Annotated in this window: 11 protein-coding genes; 10 read left to right on the top strand and 1 reads right to left on the bottom strand. The window is 62.1% G+C overall.

Annotated elements, in window-relative coordinates:
- Nucleotides 1–4: 4 nt before the first annotated feature.
- Nucleotides 5–1,222 (bottom strand): MFS transporter, encoded by a 1,218-nt coding sequence (locus ACIROW_RS18055; protein ID WP_402277829.1) that lies wholly within the window; start codon nucleotides 1,220–1,222, stop codon nucleotides 5–7.
- A gap of 364 nt (nucleotides 1,223–1,586) precedes the next feature.
- Between ACIROW_RS18055 and ACIROW_RS18050 the strand changes: the two genes are divergently transcribed.
- From ACIROW_RS18050 to ACIROW_RS18005, 10 genes are all read left to right on the top strand, one after another.
- Nucleotides 1,587–3,854: a catecholate siderophore receptor Fiu gene (locus tag ACIROW_RS18050; protein ID WP_402277828.1), complete on the top strand. Its 2,268-nt coding sequence runs from the start codon at nucleotides 1,587–1,589 to the stop codon at nucleotides 3,852–3,854.
- A gap of 95 nt (nucleotides 3,855–3,949) precedes the next feature.
- Complete coding sequence (locus ACIROW_RS18045) at nucleotides 3,950–4,642, top strand: Fe2+-dependent dioxygenase (RefSeq protein ID WP_402277827.1); 693 nt, start codon at nucleotides 3,950–3,952, stop codon at nucleotides 4,640–4,642.
- Nucleotides 4,643–4,844: 202 nt separating this feature from the next.
- Nucleotides 4,845–6,086, top strand: coding sequence for an SfnB family sulfur acquisition oxidoreductase (locus tag ACIROW_RS18040; protein WP_402277826.1), 1,242 nt, complete (start codon nucleotides 4,845–4,847; stop codon nucleotides 6,084–6,086).
- Nucleotides 6,087–6,121: 35 nt separating this feature from the next.
- Entirely contained in the window at nucleotides 6,122–7,363 is a 1,242-nt protein-coding gene (locus ACIROW_RS18035; protein ID WP_402277825.1) for an SfnB family sulfur acquisition oxidoreductase, read from the top strand.
- Nucleotides 7,364–7,410: 47 nt separating this feature from the next.
- Nucleotides 7,411–9,012 carry an ABC transporter substrate-binding protein gene (locus ACIROW_RS18030; RefSeq protein ID WP_402277824.1) on the top strand — a complete coding sequence of 534 codons (1,602 nt, stop codon included), beginning with the start codon at nucleotides 7,411–7,413 and terminating at the stop codon, nucleotides 9,010–9,012.
- A gap of 38 nt (nucleotides 9,013–9,050) precedes the next feature.
- Nucleotides 9,051–10,703, top strand: coding sequence for an ABC transporter substrate-binding protein (locus ACIROW_RS18025; protein ID WP_402277823.1), 1,653 nt, complete (start codon nucleotides 9,051–9,053; stop codon nucleotides 10,701–10,703).
- On the top strand, nucleotides 10,700–11,674 hold the full coding sequence (locus tag ACIROW_RS18020) for an ABC transporter permease (RefSeq protein ID WP_402277822.1): 975 nt from the start codon (nucleotides 10,700–10,702) through the stop codon (nucleotides 11,672–11,674). Before ACIROW_RS18025 ends, ACIROW_RS18020 begins: the two co-directional genes overlap by 4 nt.
- Before the next feature lie 35 nt (nucleotides 11,675–11,709).
- Nucleotides 11,710–12,621: an ABC transporter permease gene (locus ACIROW_RS18015; RefSeq protein ID WP_402277821.1), complete on the top strand. Its 912-nt coding sequence runs from the start codon at nucleotides 11,710–11,712 to the stop codon at nucleotides 12,619–12,621.
- A gap of 10 nt (nucleotides 12,622–12,631) precedes the next feature.
- Nucleotides 12,632–13,177 (top strand): carboxymuconolactone decarboxylase family protein, encoded by a 546-nt coding sequence (locus tag ACIROW_RS18010; protein WP_402277820.1) that lies wholly within the window; start codon nucleotides 12,632–12,634, stop codon nucleotides 13,175–13,177.
- Nucleotides 13,174–14,559 (top strand): LLM class flavin-dependent oxidoreductase, encoded by a 1,386-nt coding sequence (locus ACIROW_RS18005; protein ID WP_402277819.1) that lies wholly within the window; start codon nucleotides 13,174–13,176, stop codon nucleotides 14,557–14,559. The genes ACIROW_RS18010 and ACIROW_RS18005 overlap by 4 nt, the downstream gene beginning before the upstream one ends.
- Nucleotides 14,560–14,568: the final 9 nt, after the last annotated feature.

Genomic DNA, 14,568 nt, shown 5'->3' with positions numbered 1-14,568 from the left:
AACCTTAAGATGCCGCCAGCGGCGCGCGCCGGATGGCCTTTTCACTGATCGGCAAATTCATCACTGTGGCGAACAGGCCGAGCCCGATGGTGATCATCCAGACCGTGTTGTAGCTGCCTTCGCGCGTGAACAGATAACCACCCAGCCAGACGCCCAGGAAGCTGCCGACCTGATGCGACAGGAACACGAAGCCCGATAGCATCGACAGATGCTTGAGCCCGAAAATGCCGGCGATGATGCCGTTGGTCAGCGGCACCGTCGACAGCCACAGCAAGCCCATTGCCGCCGAGAAGATATACACCGACCACGACGACAGCGGCGCCAGCAGGAACAGGCTGATGGCGATGGTGCGCGAGAAATAGATGGTCGAGAGCAGATAGCGCTTGGGCAGGAAGCCGCCCAGCTTGCCGGCATAATACGAACCGAAGATATTGAACAGGCCGATCAGCGCCAGCGCCGCTACCGCAATATTGGGATCCATCAGACCCTTGTCCTTGAGATAGGACGGCAGATGCGCACCGATGAACACCACCTGGAAGCCGCACACGAAATAGCCGGCGATCAGGAACTGGAAGGGCCGGTACGCGAATGCCTCGCGCGTGGCCTCCCAGATGCTTTGCTCATGCTTGCCGCTGTGCACCAGCTTCGGCTCGCGCAGGCGGAACGCCATCGGCACCATCACTGCCACCACCAGCGCGGACAACCAGTAGAACGCCTGTTGCCAGCCGGTCACGGAAATCAATTGTTGCTCGACCGGCATCATCACGAACTGGCCGAAGGAACCCGCCGCCGACGAAATCCCGAACGCCAGCGAGCGCTTCTCCGGCGGCGCGCTACGGCCGACGATGCCGCTGATCGCGCCGAAGGCGGTACACGACAGAGCTGCGCCGATCAGCACCCCGGAGCCGACCGCGAACAGCATCGGCTGATCCACCAGCGCCATCCACAGCAAGCCGGACATGTACAGCAGCGCGCCGAGGATGATCACCCGCGCGGTGCCGTAGCGATCCGCCGCCATGCCGGCGAACGGGCCGAACACGCCCCACATCAGATTTTGCAGGGCGATCGCCAGCGAGAAGGTTTCGCGCGTCCAGCCGTGCGCCTGCGAAATCGGCTGCAGCCAGAAGCCGAGGCCGTGACGCACACCCATGGCCAGCGTCAGCACCAGGCCGCTGGCAAGCAAGACGGTTTTGAAATCGGGCGCGCGCTCGGAATGGAACATGATGTCGTCTCTCGGCTATCTGTTATTAAAATAATTTCGACAGTTTAGCGCAAGGATTCGGCCGTCGCCGGACGCCCCGATTTTTAGCAAACGATAAATATCCCGAGACTCGTCGCGGTCCATGTCGATGACTTTCGAGCGGTCGCTTGGCATCCGTCAAGGAAAGCGGAATATCTGCACAATCCGGCCCGAAAGCATTGCCTCACACCATGCCGCAAAACTATATTCGCAGCGCCGATCACCGCATCGCGATGTTCCCGTCCGCAGCAGCCCGCCCCTCTATCCAGACAGCCAGTCAGTTTCGCGCAGCGCGCCATCGTTCCGGCGTAATCGGTCCTGATCGTCACTTACCACTGGGATTTCCATGTCTATCTACATCAAGAGCAAGAAATACGGCGCCGCCGGCCGTCTGGTCACTTTACGTTCGTCATTGGCGGTGTCGACGCTGGCGCTGGCCGCACCATTCAACGTCGCCGCAGAAAGCCTGCCCGAGGTCAATGTCAACGAGCGCAACGAGTCTTACAAGGCCGAGCGCGTGAGCTCACCCAAGTTCACGCAGCCGCTGGTCGATACTACGCAGACCATCACCGTCATCAAGAAGGAACTGCTGCAATCGCAACTGGCGACCACGCTCACCGAAGCACTGCAAAACAGCGCGGGCGTCGGCACCTTCAGCACCGGTGAAAACGGCAGCACCGCCACGGGCGACTCGATCTTCATGCGCGGCTTCAGCACCGCCAACAGCATCTTCGTCGACAACATCCGCGACCTCGGCGGCGTGTCGCGCGACCTGTTCAACATCGAGCAGGTCGAAGTGGTCAAAGGCCCGGCCGGCGTCGACAACGGCCGCGGTGCACCGACCGGTTACATCAACATGGTGACCAAGCAACCGATGCCGGAGAACGCCTATTCCGGAACCGCGACCTACGGCACCGGCGACCAGAAGCGCATCACCGCCGATCTCAATCGCCATATTGAAGGACTCAACGGCGCGGCGTTTCGGCTCAATTTGCTCAAGCAGGACAGTGGCGTGCCGGGACGCGACCGTGTACAGAACAATCGCTGGGGCATCGCGCCGTCACTCGCGATCGGACTCGGGACGCCGACACGTATCTTCTTGAACTATGTGCATTTGGACAGGGACAACGTACCGGATGCCGGCATCCCGACCATCGGCACACCGGGCTTCTTCAACGCATCGACTGCGGGTAAACCGATGCGGCCGGTGGCCCGTAGCAACTACTACGGCATGGCCGGCGACTACGACAAAAGCACTACCGACATGTTCACTGCCATCTTTGAGCACGATCTCAGCGCCGGCGTGACGATTCGCAACATCACGCGCTACGGCAAGACCAAGCAGAATTATCTGATCGGCAGCCCGTACACCATCGATGGCAGCAATGCCAATCCCGCCAACTGGACCGTAAGCAGACTTCTGCAAACCAGGGATCAGGAAAATGAAATCTTCACCAACCAGACCAATGCCCTGATTAAGTTCAACACGGGGCCCGTCAAGCACGCCATCACAACCGGACTGGAGTTCATCCGGGAAAAACAGACCTCGATTCTCTACACAGGTCCGACACTTGCCAACGCCAATTTGTACGCGCCAAATCCGTATGCCCCTGCAAGCGTCCAAGTGCGTCCAAGCGGTGCCCGCAACGACGGTACAACCAATACCATCGGCGCGTATCTGTTCGATACGCTTGAATTGACTCCTGCCTTCCAACTGAATGGCGGCGTGCGACTGGATCGTTACACCACCGACTTCAGCGGCATCGGTTTGTCGACCGCTACCAGCAATCCGACCTTGCCCGTCGGCACCTTGGTGCCGACTACGCTGAGCAAATCCGACACCCTGCTTAACTGGAAGGTCGGCGCGTTGTACAAGCCCGCGCCCAACGGCAGCATCTATGCAGGCTACGCCACTTCTCAGCAGCCGCCGGGAGGCGCCGCGTTCGCGCTGAGCAGCAGCGGCAGCAGCGCCGACAATCCCAACTTCACGCCGCAAAGAACCAAGACCGTGGAAATTGGCAGCAAATGGGAGGTGTTCGATAAGAAACTGCTGCTCTCGGCGGCCTTGTTCCGCACCGAAGTCAGCAATGAAATCAAGCAGGACGCGGTCACCGGAAACTCGTTCACGCAAACCGGTAAGAAGCGCGTCGACGGCATCGAGCTGGGTGCCTCCGGTGAGATTGTGCGCGGATGGTCACTCAACGCGAGCGCAGCACTGATGAATGCAAAAGTTTCGGACGGCACCACCAACGCGTCGGCAACCAGCAATCAGAACAATGCCGCAATGAGCTTCTCTCCGAAAAAAACCATGACCTTGTGGAGTACCTATCAACTCCCCGCCGGCTTTACTGTCGGTGGCGGAGTACGTTATATCGATACGATGGCGCGCACTGCGAGCACCACCATCAACGGAGCTACCAACACGCCGTACGCGCAAAGCTATTGGATCGCGGACGCCATGGCGGCGTATCAGTTCAGCAAGAACGCCACGGTGCAGCTGAACTTGTACAACCTGGCCAACCAGCGTTATGCGGCTTCCATCAACAACAGCGGTGCGCGGTACATCCCCGGGACGGAACGCTCCGCAAAGCTCAGCCTGAATCTGGCGTATTGAGTCGCCTATCCGTTTCGGGAGCAACAGCCCCGCCGGTGACGGCGGGGTTTGTCATTAAACCGCCTCTTCTTCAATCACGATAAAAGGAGCACAGCGTGCTGCTGCACATCCCGCAAGTTCTCAGCGCCGATCAGGTGGCGTTGATCCGCAAGCAACTCGACGCCGCTGACTGGAGCGACGGGCGCGCCACGGTCGGTTCGCAGGGCGCGCGCGTCAAGCGCAACCGGCAGTTGCCCGAACAATCCGCCGTCGGCAGGGAACTGGCGCGCATCGTCATGGCGGCGCTGGCCGCTCATCCGACTTTCTTCGCCGCTGCCTTGCCGGCGCGCACCATGCCGCCGCTGTTTAACCGCTATGAAGGCGGCGAGCAGTACGGCGTGCACATCGACGGCGCCGTCCGCAACGTGGCGGGCACGGCGCCCGGCATTGACTATCAATTACGCACCGACGTCTCGTCGACGCTGTTCCTGAGCGAGCCTGAGGACTACGACGGCGGCGAACTGGTGGTGCATGACACCTACGGCGCACATGAGGTCAAGCTGCCGGCCGGCGACCTGATCCTGTATCCCTCAAGCAGCCGACACGAAGTTACTGCCGTCACGCGCGGCTGCCGCATGAGTGCTTTCTTCTGGACCCAGAGCATGATCCGCGACGACCAGCGGCGCGGCATGCTGTACGAACTGGATCAGGCCATCCACACGTTGCGGCAAAGGCATGGCGATAGCGATGAAACCGTGGTGCTGGCGGGCCACTATCACAACCTGTTGCGCCTCTGGGCCGAAACGTGAGCGTTCGGAGATTGACCAGGCGGTCGGTCAAATCAGCATGATGATGCGCGTGTTCATGCAATTTACGAACTAAGAAATGCGAAATGCTTCGTTCTGCAAAAACACGGATTTTGATTTAATGGCCCATCATTAATCTTGTCTGCGCTCGCCGCGCTCTGTGCAATTTTCTGCGGCGCGGTCAATCTCGCGGAGCCATTCCATCATGTCAGCGGTCATCGACCAGTCGATCGCGGGCGCAGCCGTCTCTACTTCCCGTGCGCCGGCGCACCGCATACTCAGTGAAACAGAAGCCATCGAGACCGCGCACAAGCTGGCGCAGGAATTTGCCGTCGAGGCGGCTGAACGCGACCAGCAACGGCGTCTGCCGCATGCGGAGATCGAGCGCTTCTCTTCCAGCGGACTGTGGGCCATCACCGTGCCCAAGGCCTACGGCGGCATCGGCGCGTCGTGGGTGACACTGGCCGAAGTGGTCAGGATCATCTCCGCCGCCGACCCGTCCATCGGGCAGATTCCGCAAAACCATTTCGGCATCCTCAACGTGCTGGCGCAAACCGCCACGGAAAGCCAGAAGCACTACTTCTACAGCGAAGTCCTGAACGGCGCACGCTTCGGCAACGCCGGGCCGGAGCGCACCAGCAAGAACGTGCTCGACATCCGCACCCGCATCACCAAGGATCCCGGCAGCGTCGACTATCTGCTCAACGGCACGCGCTTCTATTCCACCGGCGCGCTGTACGCCGACTGGGTGCCGACACGTGCGCTCGACGATGACGGCAAGAGCGTGTTCGTGTTCGCCGGACGCCATGCGCCGGGCCTGAGCGTGGTCGACGACTGGTCCGGCTTCGGCCAGCGCACCACCGCCAGCGGCACTGTGATTTTCGACAACGTGCGCGTGTCTGCGGGGCACGTCGTGCCTCTGCATCAATTGGCTGAACAAGCCAACAACATCGGACCGGTGGCGCAGCTGATCCAGGCCGCCATCGACGCCGGCATCGCGCAAGCGGCGGTGGACGATGCGGTCGCCTTCATCCGCCAACGTTCACGCCCCTGGGCTGACAGCGGCGTCGAGCGCGCCGGCGACGATCCCTTGACGATCAACCAGATCGGCGACCTCAAGATCCGCCTGCACGCCGCCGAGGCCTTGCTCGAACGCGCCGCACGCACGCTCGACAACTCGCCGCTGCCGATCAGCTACGAGCAGATGGCGCAAGCCTCGGTCGCCGTGGCGGAAGCCAAAGTGCTGACGACGGAAATCGCGTTGCACGCCAGCGAAAAATTGTTCGAGCTGGCCGGCACGCAATCGACCTTGTCCGCACACGATCTCGACCGTCACTGGCGCAATGCGCGCGTGCACACGCTACACGATCCGGTGCGCTGGAAGTACCACGCCGTCGGTAATTACTACCTCAACGACGCGCCGCCGCCGCGTCATAACTGGTCCTGATTCCGTTTTCAGAACATCTCTCCGAAAGCATTCCCATGAGCCAATCCGCTATCGCTGCCGCAGCAGCAATCTCCACGGAACACGCCACCGAGCCACGCATCGTCGCGCGCATCCGCGATGACGCCGAAGCATTGGCCGTCGCCCGCAAGCTGGCCGTCGAACTGGCGCGTGAAGCCTCGCAGCGCGACCGCGAACGCCGGCTGCCATGGGCGGAGCTGGACCGCTACGTGCGCTCCGGCCTGTGGGGCATCTCGGTGCCGAAGGAATACGGCGGCGCCGGCGTCTCCTACGTCACGCTGGCCCAGGTCACGGCCATCATTGCCGAAGCCGACGGCTCGCTCGGCCAGATTCCGCAAAACCATTTCTACGCGGTCGAAATCATCCGCGTCAACGGCAGCGATGCACAGAAGCGCTTCTACTTCGAGCGTGTATTGCAGGGCGACCGCTTCGGCAACGCACTGGCCGAGATCGGCACCAAGAATTCCGCCGAGCGCAAGACGCGCCTGACCAAAGACGGCGCCGACTACCGCATCAACGGCCGCAAGTTCTACGCTACCGGCGCGCTGTACGCCGACTGGGTGCCGACTTCGGCCATCGACGACGACGGCGTGCAGCAACTGGCGCTGGTGCCGCGCAATGCGCAGGGACTGAGCATCGTCGACGACTGGTCCGGCTTCGGCCAGCGCACCACCGGCAGCGGTTCGGCGATCTTCGACAACGTCCGTGTGGACGGCGGTGCGGTGCTGGGATTCCAGGCTTCGTTCGATCGTCCGACCACAGTCGGTCCGCTGGCGCAATTGCTGCACGCGGCCATCGATCTCGGCATCGCGCGCGCTGCCTATGCCGACCTGATCAGCTTCGTCTCGACGCGTTCGCGCCCATGGATCGACAGCGGGGTCGAACGCGCCAGTGATGACCCCTTGACCATCCGTGAAGTCGGCGATCTCACCGTGCAATTGCACGCGGCAGAAGCGCTGGTGGACCGCGCCGGCGCCAGGGTCGACATCGCCGCCGCCGATTCCAATGCCGACACCGTAGCGGCTGCATCGATCGCCGTGGCCGAATCGCGCGTGCTCACCAACAATGTCTCGCTGGCCGCCGGCAGCAAGCTGTTCGAACTGGCCGGCACGCAGTCGACGCTGGCCGAAAACAATCTTGATCGTCACTGGCGCAACGCGCGTACCCATACGCTGCACGATCCGGTGCGCTGGAAATATCACGCCATCGGCAACTACTACCTCAACGACAAGAAGCCGCCGCGTCACGGCGCGCTCTGAACGTTCTGATTTTGAATTCTTCGTCTACACAACAAGAAAAGACCTCCATGCGTAATCGCTTCATCGTTTCCCTGATCCCGGGTTTGCTGGCTGCGGCATTGCCGTTCCTGGTGGCGGCACAGACACCGAAGTCCGGCGGCACCCTGGTCGCCATCGTCCAGCCCGAACCGGTCACGCTGACCGGCGCGGTCAACACCGCCCAGCCGACCTCGCTGATCGCCACCAACGTCTACGACGGCCTGCTGTCCTACGACAACGACCTCAAGCCGCACGGCCAGCTGGCCGAAAGCTGGGAAGTGTCGAAGGACGGCCTCGCCATCACCTTCCACCTGCGCAAAGGCGTCAAGTGGCACGACGGCAAACCGTTCACTTCGGCCGACGTCAAGTGGTCGGTGGAGAACGTCTGGAAGACCATCCACCCGCGCAACAAGGCCATCCTGGTCAATCTGACTCAGGTCGATGCGCCGGACGCCAACACCGCCATTTTCCGTTTCACCAAGCCTTCATTGGCGCTGTTGTCGACGCTCAATTCGTGGGGCGCGCCGGTGTTGCCGAAGCATCTGTATGAAGGCACCGACGTGCTGAACAATCCGAACAACAACAAGCCGGTCGGCACAGGTCCGTTCGTGTTCAAGGAATGGAGCCGCGGCAACTACATCACGCTCGAGCGCAATCCGAATTACTGGGAGAAGGGCAAGCCCTACCTCGACAAGATCATCTTCAAGGTCGTGCCTGACGCCGGCGCGCGCGCCGCCACGCTGGAAAACGGCGACGCACAATACGCCGTCTTCAGCCCGGTGCCGCCGAAAGAAGCCCAACGCCTGGCCGACTCCGGCAAGGTCAAGGTCGAAACCAACGGCTACCAATGGTCGTCGCCGGTGCTCTATCTCGACTACAACCTCGGCAACAAATACCTGAAGGACGTGCGCGTGCGTCGCGCCATTGCCCACGCGGCCAATCTGGAAGGCTTGAACAAGGTGGTCTGGTACGGCTACGGCAAGCCGTCGGTGAGCATCGTGCCGACCACGCTGTCGCAGTTCTTCGACAACACCGTGCCGCGTTATCCGTACGACACCAAGAAGGCCGAGGCGCTGCTCGATGAAGCCGGCTTCCCGCGCGGCGCCGACGGCGTGCGCTTCACCATCAGCAACGACTACCTGCCGTACGGCGACGACTATCGCCGCACCGCCGAGTACCTGAAGCAATCACTCAAACGCGTCGGCATCGAAGTCAACATCCGCAGCCAGGACACGGCCGCCTTCACCAAGCGCGTCTACGGCGACCGCGATTTCGACACCGCGATTACGTGGAACGCGTCCTTCCCCGATCCGCAGATCGGCCTCACGCGCATGTACTGGTCGGGCTGGGTCGGCAAGAACATCCCGTGGACCAATAGCTCCGGCTACAGCAATCCGGAGGTCGATCGCGTGATCGAACAGGCGCAGGGTGCCGCCACGCAAGCCGAACGCATTGCGCTGTTCAAGAAATTCCAGCAGATCACGCAGACCGAATTGCCGACCCTGCCGCTGATCGAGCTGCACTTCTTCACCGTGCATTCGCCGCGTCTCAAGGGCATCACGCAGGACGGCGACCAGTCGCAGGGTTCGCTGAAGAACGCCTGGCTGGAATCGGCCAAGGCTGCGCAATAACAATAAAACAACGACAAAACAACGAGGGAAAACAGAACATGAACAAGACTGTATTCAAACTGCTGGCGGCCACGGCCATCACATTGGCCTTCAATGCGAGCGCGTTTGCCCAGACGCGCGGTGGCACGCTGACCGCGATCATCCAGCCCGAGCCGGTGATCCTGACTTCGGCGCTGAACACCGCCGCGCCGACCGGCTTCTTCAGCGCCAACGTGTTCGACGGCCTGGTGGAATACGACAACGACTTCAAGCTGCGCCCGGCGCTGGCGGAGAGCTGGGACGTCTCCAAGGACAGCAAGACGCTGACCTTCCATCTGCGCAAGGGCGTCAAGTGGCATGACGGCAAGCCGTTCACGTCGGCCGACGTCAAGTGGACGCTGGAGAATGTCTGGAAAAAATTCCACCCGCGCAACCAGATCATCTACGGCACCGTCACCAGCGTCGACACGCCGGACGACTACACCGTCATCATCCGCTTCAGCGAACCGTCGCTGGCCGTGCTGAGCTCGCTCAACAGCAACGGCGCGCAAGTGCTGCCCAAGCATTTGTACGAAGGTACCGACATCCTTAACAATCCGTACAACAACAAGCCGGTCGGCACCGGCCCGTTCGTGTTCAAGGAATGGAGCCGCGGCAACTACATCACGCTGGAACGCAATCCCAACTATTGGGACAAGACCAAGGGCGTGAGCAAGCCTTACCTCGACAAGATCATCTTCAAGGTCGTGCCTGATGCCGGCGCGCGCGCCGCTGCGCTGGAAAAGGGCGAAGCGCAATATGCGCCGTTCTCGCCGGTGCCGCTGAAGGACGCCGAGCGTCTCGCCAAACTGCCCGGCCTCAAGCTGGAAACACGCGGCTACGACTGGATCTCGCCGTGGCTGTTCCTCGACGTCAACGTCGATCGTCCTTACTTCAAGGATGCGCACGTGCGCCAGGCGCTGGCTTACGCGATCGACCTGAACGCCTTCAACAAGGTGGTCTGGTACGGTTTCGGCAAGCCGGCGGTCAGCCCGGTGGTGTCGACGCTCAAGCAGTTCCACACCGACGACGTGCCGAAGTACGGTTACGATCCGAAGAAGGCCGAAGCGCTGCTCGATGAAGCCGGGCTCAAGCGCGGCGCCGACGGCACCCGCCTGCGCATCAACCTCGACTACCTGCCTTACGGCGACGACTACAAGCGCAGCGGCGAATACATCAAGCAAGCACTCAAACGCATCGGCATCGACGTCAACGTCCGTGCACAAGACACGCCGACCTACACCAAGCGCGTCTACGGCGACCGCGATTACGACTTGTCGGTGGTGTGGTTCGCCGGCTTTGCCGATCCGCTGGTGGGCGTGACGCGCGCCTATTGGAGCGATTCGGTCGGCAAGAACATCCCGTGGAGCAATGGCTCCGGTTACCGCAGCGCCGAAGCCGACAAACTGATCGAACAAGCCCAATCCTCGGCCAGCCAGAGCGAACGCGTCGCGCTGTTCAAGAAACTGCAGCAACGCGTGCAGACCGATCTGCCATCGATCCCGCTGCTTGAGCTGCACTTCTTCACCATCCAGGCCGCCAACCTGAAGGACACCGTTGCCGGCGTCGACCAGATCTACAGCTCGCTCAAGAACGCCTGGTTCGACAGCGCGCCCAAGGTCGCCAACGCGGCGCAAGCTGCAGCATCGGCCACACCACAGGCCGCCAAATGAAGATCAGCAACATCGTCGTGCGCCGCCTGCTGCAACTGGTCAGCGTGGCGCTCGGCGTAACCATCATCAATTTCTTCCTGCTGCAACTGGCGCCCGGCGACGCCGCTCAGGTGCTGGCAGGGGAGGCCGGTGCGGCGACGCCGGAATACATGGCGGCGCTGCGGGCGCAGTTCGGCCTCGACCAGCCGCTGCCGGTGCAGTTCTGGAAATACATACTCAACCTCGCGCATTTCAATCTCGGCTACTCGTTCCGCCACGGCATGCCGGTGGCGCAACTGATCGCCGAACGCGTGCCGGCGACTTTGCTGCTGATGGGCGCGAGCATTCTGTTCGCGGTCGTGGCCGGCGCCACGCTGGGAGCGATCGCCGCCTACCGCGCGGGGCGCATTGCCGACGTCGTGATTTCGACGCTGGCGCTGGTGTTCTTCGCCACGCCGCTGTTCTGGATCGGCCTGATGCTGGTGGTGGTGTTCTCGGTCTGGCTCGACTGGCTGCCGGTCGGCGGCATGTTTACGATCGAGGCCGGCTACACCGGCTGGAAATACATCGTCGACGTCGCCCGTCACCTGGTATTGCCGGCGGTGACGCTGGGCCTGTTCTACATGGCGGTGTACACGCGCCTGATGCGCGCCACCATGGTCGAAGTGCGGCGTCAGGATTTCGTGCGCACCGCCGTCGCCAAGGGCGCGCGACCGCCGCGCGTGCTGTTCGCGCACGTGCTGAGGAACGCCTTGCTGCCGCTGGTTACGATGCTGGGCGTGCAGGTCAGCTCCATCATTGGCGGCGCGGTGTTGGTGGAAACCGTGTTTTCCTGGCCCGGTCTGGGACGGCTGGCGTTCGAGGCTCTGTTCCAGCGCGACTTCAATCTGCTGCTCGGCATTTTGCTGTGCAGTTCCATCGTCGTGATCGTGGTGAACTGGGTGGTCGACTTTGTCTATACCCGTCTCGATCCGCGCATCCGTTTTGCCTGAATGGTTTTGCCTAATAAGCTGAAAGTGAATCTGCAATGAGCGAACTTGTTTCGACGCTGGCGATTACTCCGGTCACTACCGCCGACGCCCCTGCCAGCCTGATCGCCGCACCGACCACGCGCGGCTGGTTCGCGCGCCTGCTGCGTTCGCCGTCGGCGCTGGTCGGCGGCGTGCTGTTGTTGCTGGTGGTGCTGATGGCGCTGTCGTCGCCCTTGCTGTTTCCGGGCGATCCGCTGGACATGGTGGCCGAGCCTTTCCTGCATCCCGGCGTTGACGCTGCACATTTGCTCGGCAGCGACATGCTTGGTCGCGATCTGTTGAGCGGCATCTTCCATGGCGCGCGCGTGTCGCTGCTGATCGCGGTCGTGTCGACCCTGCTTGCGCTGGTGCTGGGCATCAGCGGCGGCTTGCTGGCAGGTTACTACGGCGGCCTGGCCGATGCGGTGCTGATGCGCGTGACGGAATTCTTCCAGACCATTCCGTCCTTCCTGTTCGCACTGGCGATCGTGGCGGTGGTGCAGCCGACCCTGGTGACGATTGCGCTGGCCATCGGCGTGACCGCCTGGCCGAGCCTGGCGCGGCTGGTGCGCGCCGAAGTGCTCAAGCTGCGCCACAGCGAAATGGTGCAGGCCAGCGCCGCCCTCGGCGCCACCGATCTGCGCATCATGCTGCGTGACATCTTGCCCAACACGCTGACGCCGATCCTGGTGTCGACTTCGCTGATGGTGGCCACCGCCATCCTCACCGAATCCAGCCTGGCCTTCCTCGGCCTGGGCGATCCCAATGCGGTGAGCTGGGGCAACATGGTCGGCTCGGGCCGTGAAGTGATCCGCACCGACTGGTACATCACGACGATTCCGGGCATCGCGATCGTGATCACGGTGCTGGCATTGAATTTATTAGGCGACGGATTGGCCGACGTGCTCGATCCGCGCGACAGAAAATAGGAGAAACACCATGGCACGCGTATCCACTCTGCTTTCCAATCAACTGCCCGAGGGGCCGGCCCGCACGATCTTCGAGAAGGTCGAAAACGAATACGGCGCCTTCGGCAACATGCTCGGCGTGCTGGCGCATCGTCCGGCCTCGATCGAGCACATCTATGGCCTGCTGCTGCAGTTCGCCGCCGAAGGCAATATCTCCAAGCTGCATCTGGAGATCGTGCTGGTCACCGCCTCCAAGGCCAACGAATGCAGCTACTGCGTCTCGCACCATGCACCCAAGCTCGTAGCGCAGCACGTGTCGGCGGCGACCGTCGAGCACATCCTCGACGCCGACGTGCCCGGCCTCGGCCCGGTTGAATTGCTGGTGCGCGACTATGCGCTGGCGGTCACGCGCCAACGCGTCGGCGACAGCCTGGTGACGCGCCTGCGCGAGCATTTCTCGGAATCGCAGATCGTCGAACTGACCTTGCGCGCCGCACTGTGCGCCTTCTTTGCGCGCTTCAACGAAGCGCTCGACGTTCAGCTCGAACCCGAATACGTGACCGCGGATGCAGCATGAGTAAAAAGGAAATTCGCCTCAACGCATTCAACATGAATTGCGTGAACCACATCAACCACGGCTTGTGGACGCATCCGCGCGACCGCTCGCAGGATTACACCGACATCGCTTACTGGACCGACCTGGCCAAGCTGCTGGAGCGCGGCAAGTTCGACGGCTTGTTCCTGGCCGACATCGTCGGCGTCTATGACGTCTACCAGAACTCGGTCGACATCACGCTGCGCGAGTCGATCCAGTTGCCGGTCAACGATCCGCTGCTGCTGATTTCGGCGATGGGCTTCGTCACCGAACATCTCGGCTTCGGCATTACCGCCAATCTGACTTACGAAGCGCCGTTCCTGTTTGCCCGGCGCATGTCCACGCTCGACCACCTGACCAAGGGGCGGGTCGGCTGGAACATCGTCACCGGCTACCTCGACAGCGCTGCACGCGCGATGGGCCTGTCGGAACAGCTGGAACACGACCAGCGCTATGACCGCGCCGACGAATTCATGGAAGTGGTCTACAAGTTGTGGGAGGGCAGCTGGGAAGACGACGCCGTCATCCGCGACCGCCAGAAGCGCATCTACGCGCAGCCGGACAAGGTGCACAAGATCCACCACAGCGGCGACTACTACAAGGTCGAGGGCTACCACCTCAGCGAACCGTCGCGCCAGCGCACGCCGGTGCTGTACCAGGCCGGTTCGTCCGGTCGCGGCCAGGCCTTCGGCGCGCGCCATGCGGAATGCGTGTTCGTGTCCGGCCAGAGCAAAGAGGCCGTGCGCAAGCTGGTCACCGGCATCCGCGAAGGTGCGGTGAAGGAAGGCCGCCAACCCGATGACGTCAAGGTCTTCATGGGTCTGACCGTGGTGGTCGCGCTGACCGAAAAAGAAGCGCGCGAAAAGTACGCTGAGTACGCGCGCTACGCCAGTCCCGAAGCCGGCTTGGCGCATTTCTCCAGCGGCACCGGCATTGATTTTTCGCAGTACGAACTGGACGAGCCGATCCGCCAGGTCAAGACCAACTCCATCGAATCGCTGGTCAAGACCGTGACCAATCCCGAGCTCAACTGGACCAAGCGCAAGCTGCTGGAACAACTGGAGCTGGGCGGCCGCTACGCCACCATCGTCGGCTCGCCGCAGCAGGTGGCGGATGAACTGGAAGCGTGGATACGCGAGACCGACATCGACGGTTTCAATCTCACGCGCACGGTCACGCCGGAGAGCTTCGAAGCCTTCGTCGACCTGGTGATTCCGGAGCTGCAGACGCGCGGTTCCTACAAGCATGAGTATGCGCCGGGCACTTTGCGCGAGAAGTTGTTTACCGGCAGCGGCGCACGCCTGCCGCAGCAGCACGCTGGTGCGAGCTATCGTACGAATAAACGCACCGACGTGCCTGCATGAGCACAAGCA

Origin of the sequence: Herbaspirillum sp. NPDC101397 (assembly GCF_044767325.1) — a bacterium.
GTDB lineage: Bacteria > Pseudomonadota > Gammaproteobacteria > Burkholderiales > Burkholderiaceae_D > Herbaspirillum.
The sequence above is the reverse complement of the archived record's forward strand: the minus strand, read 5'-3'. Positions and strand labels throughout refer to the sequence as shown.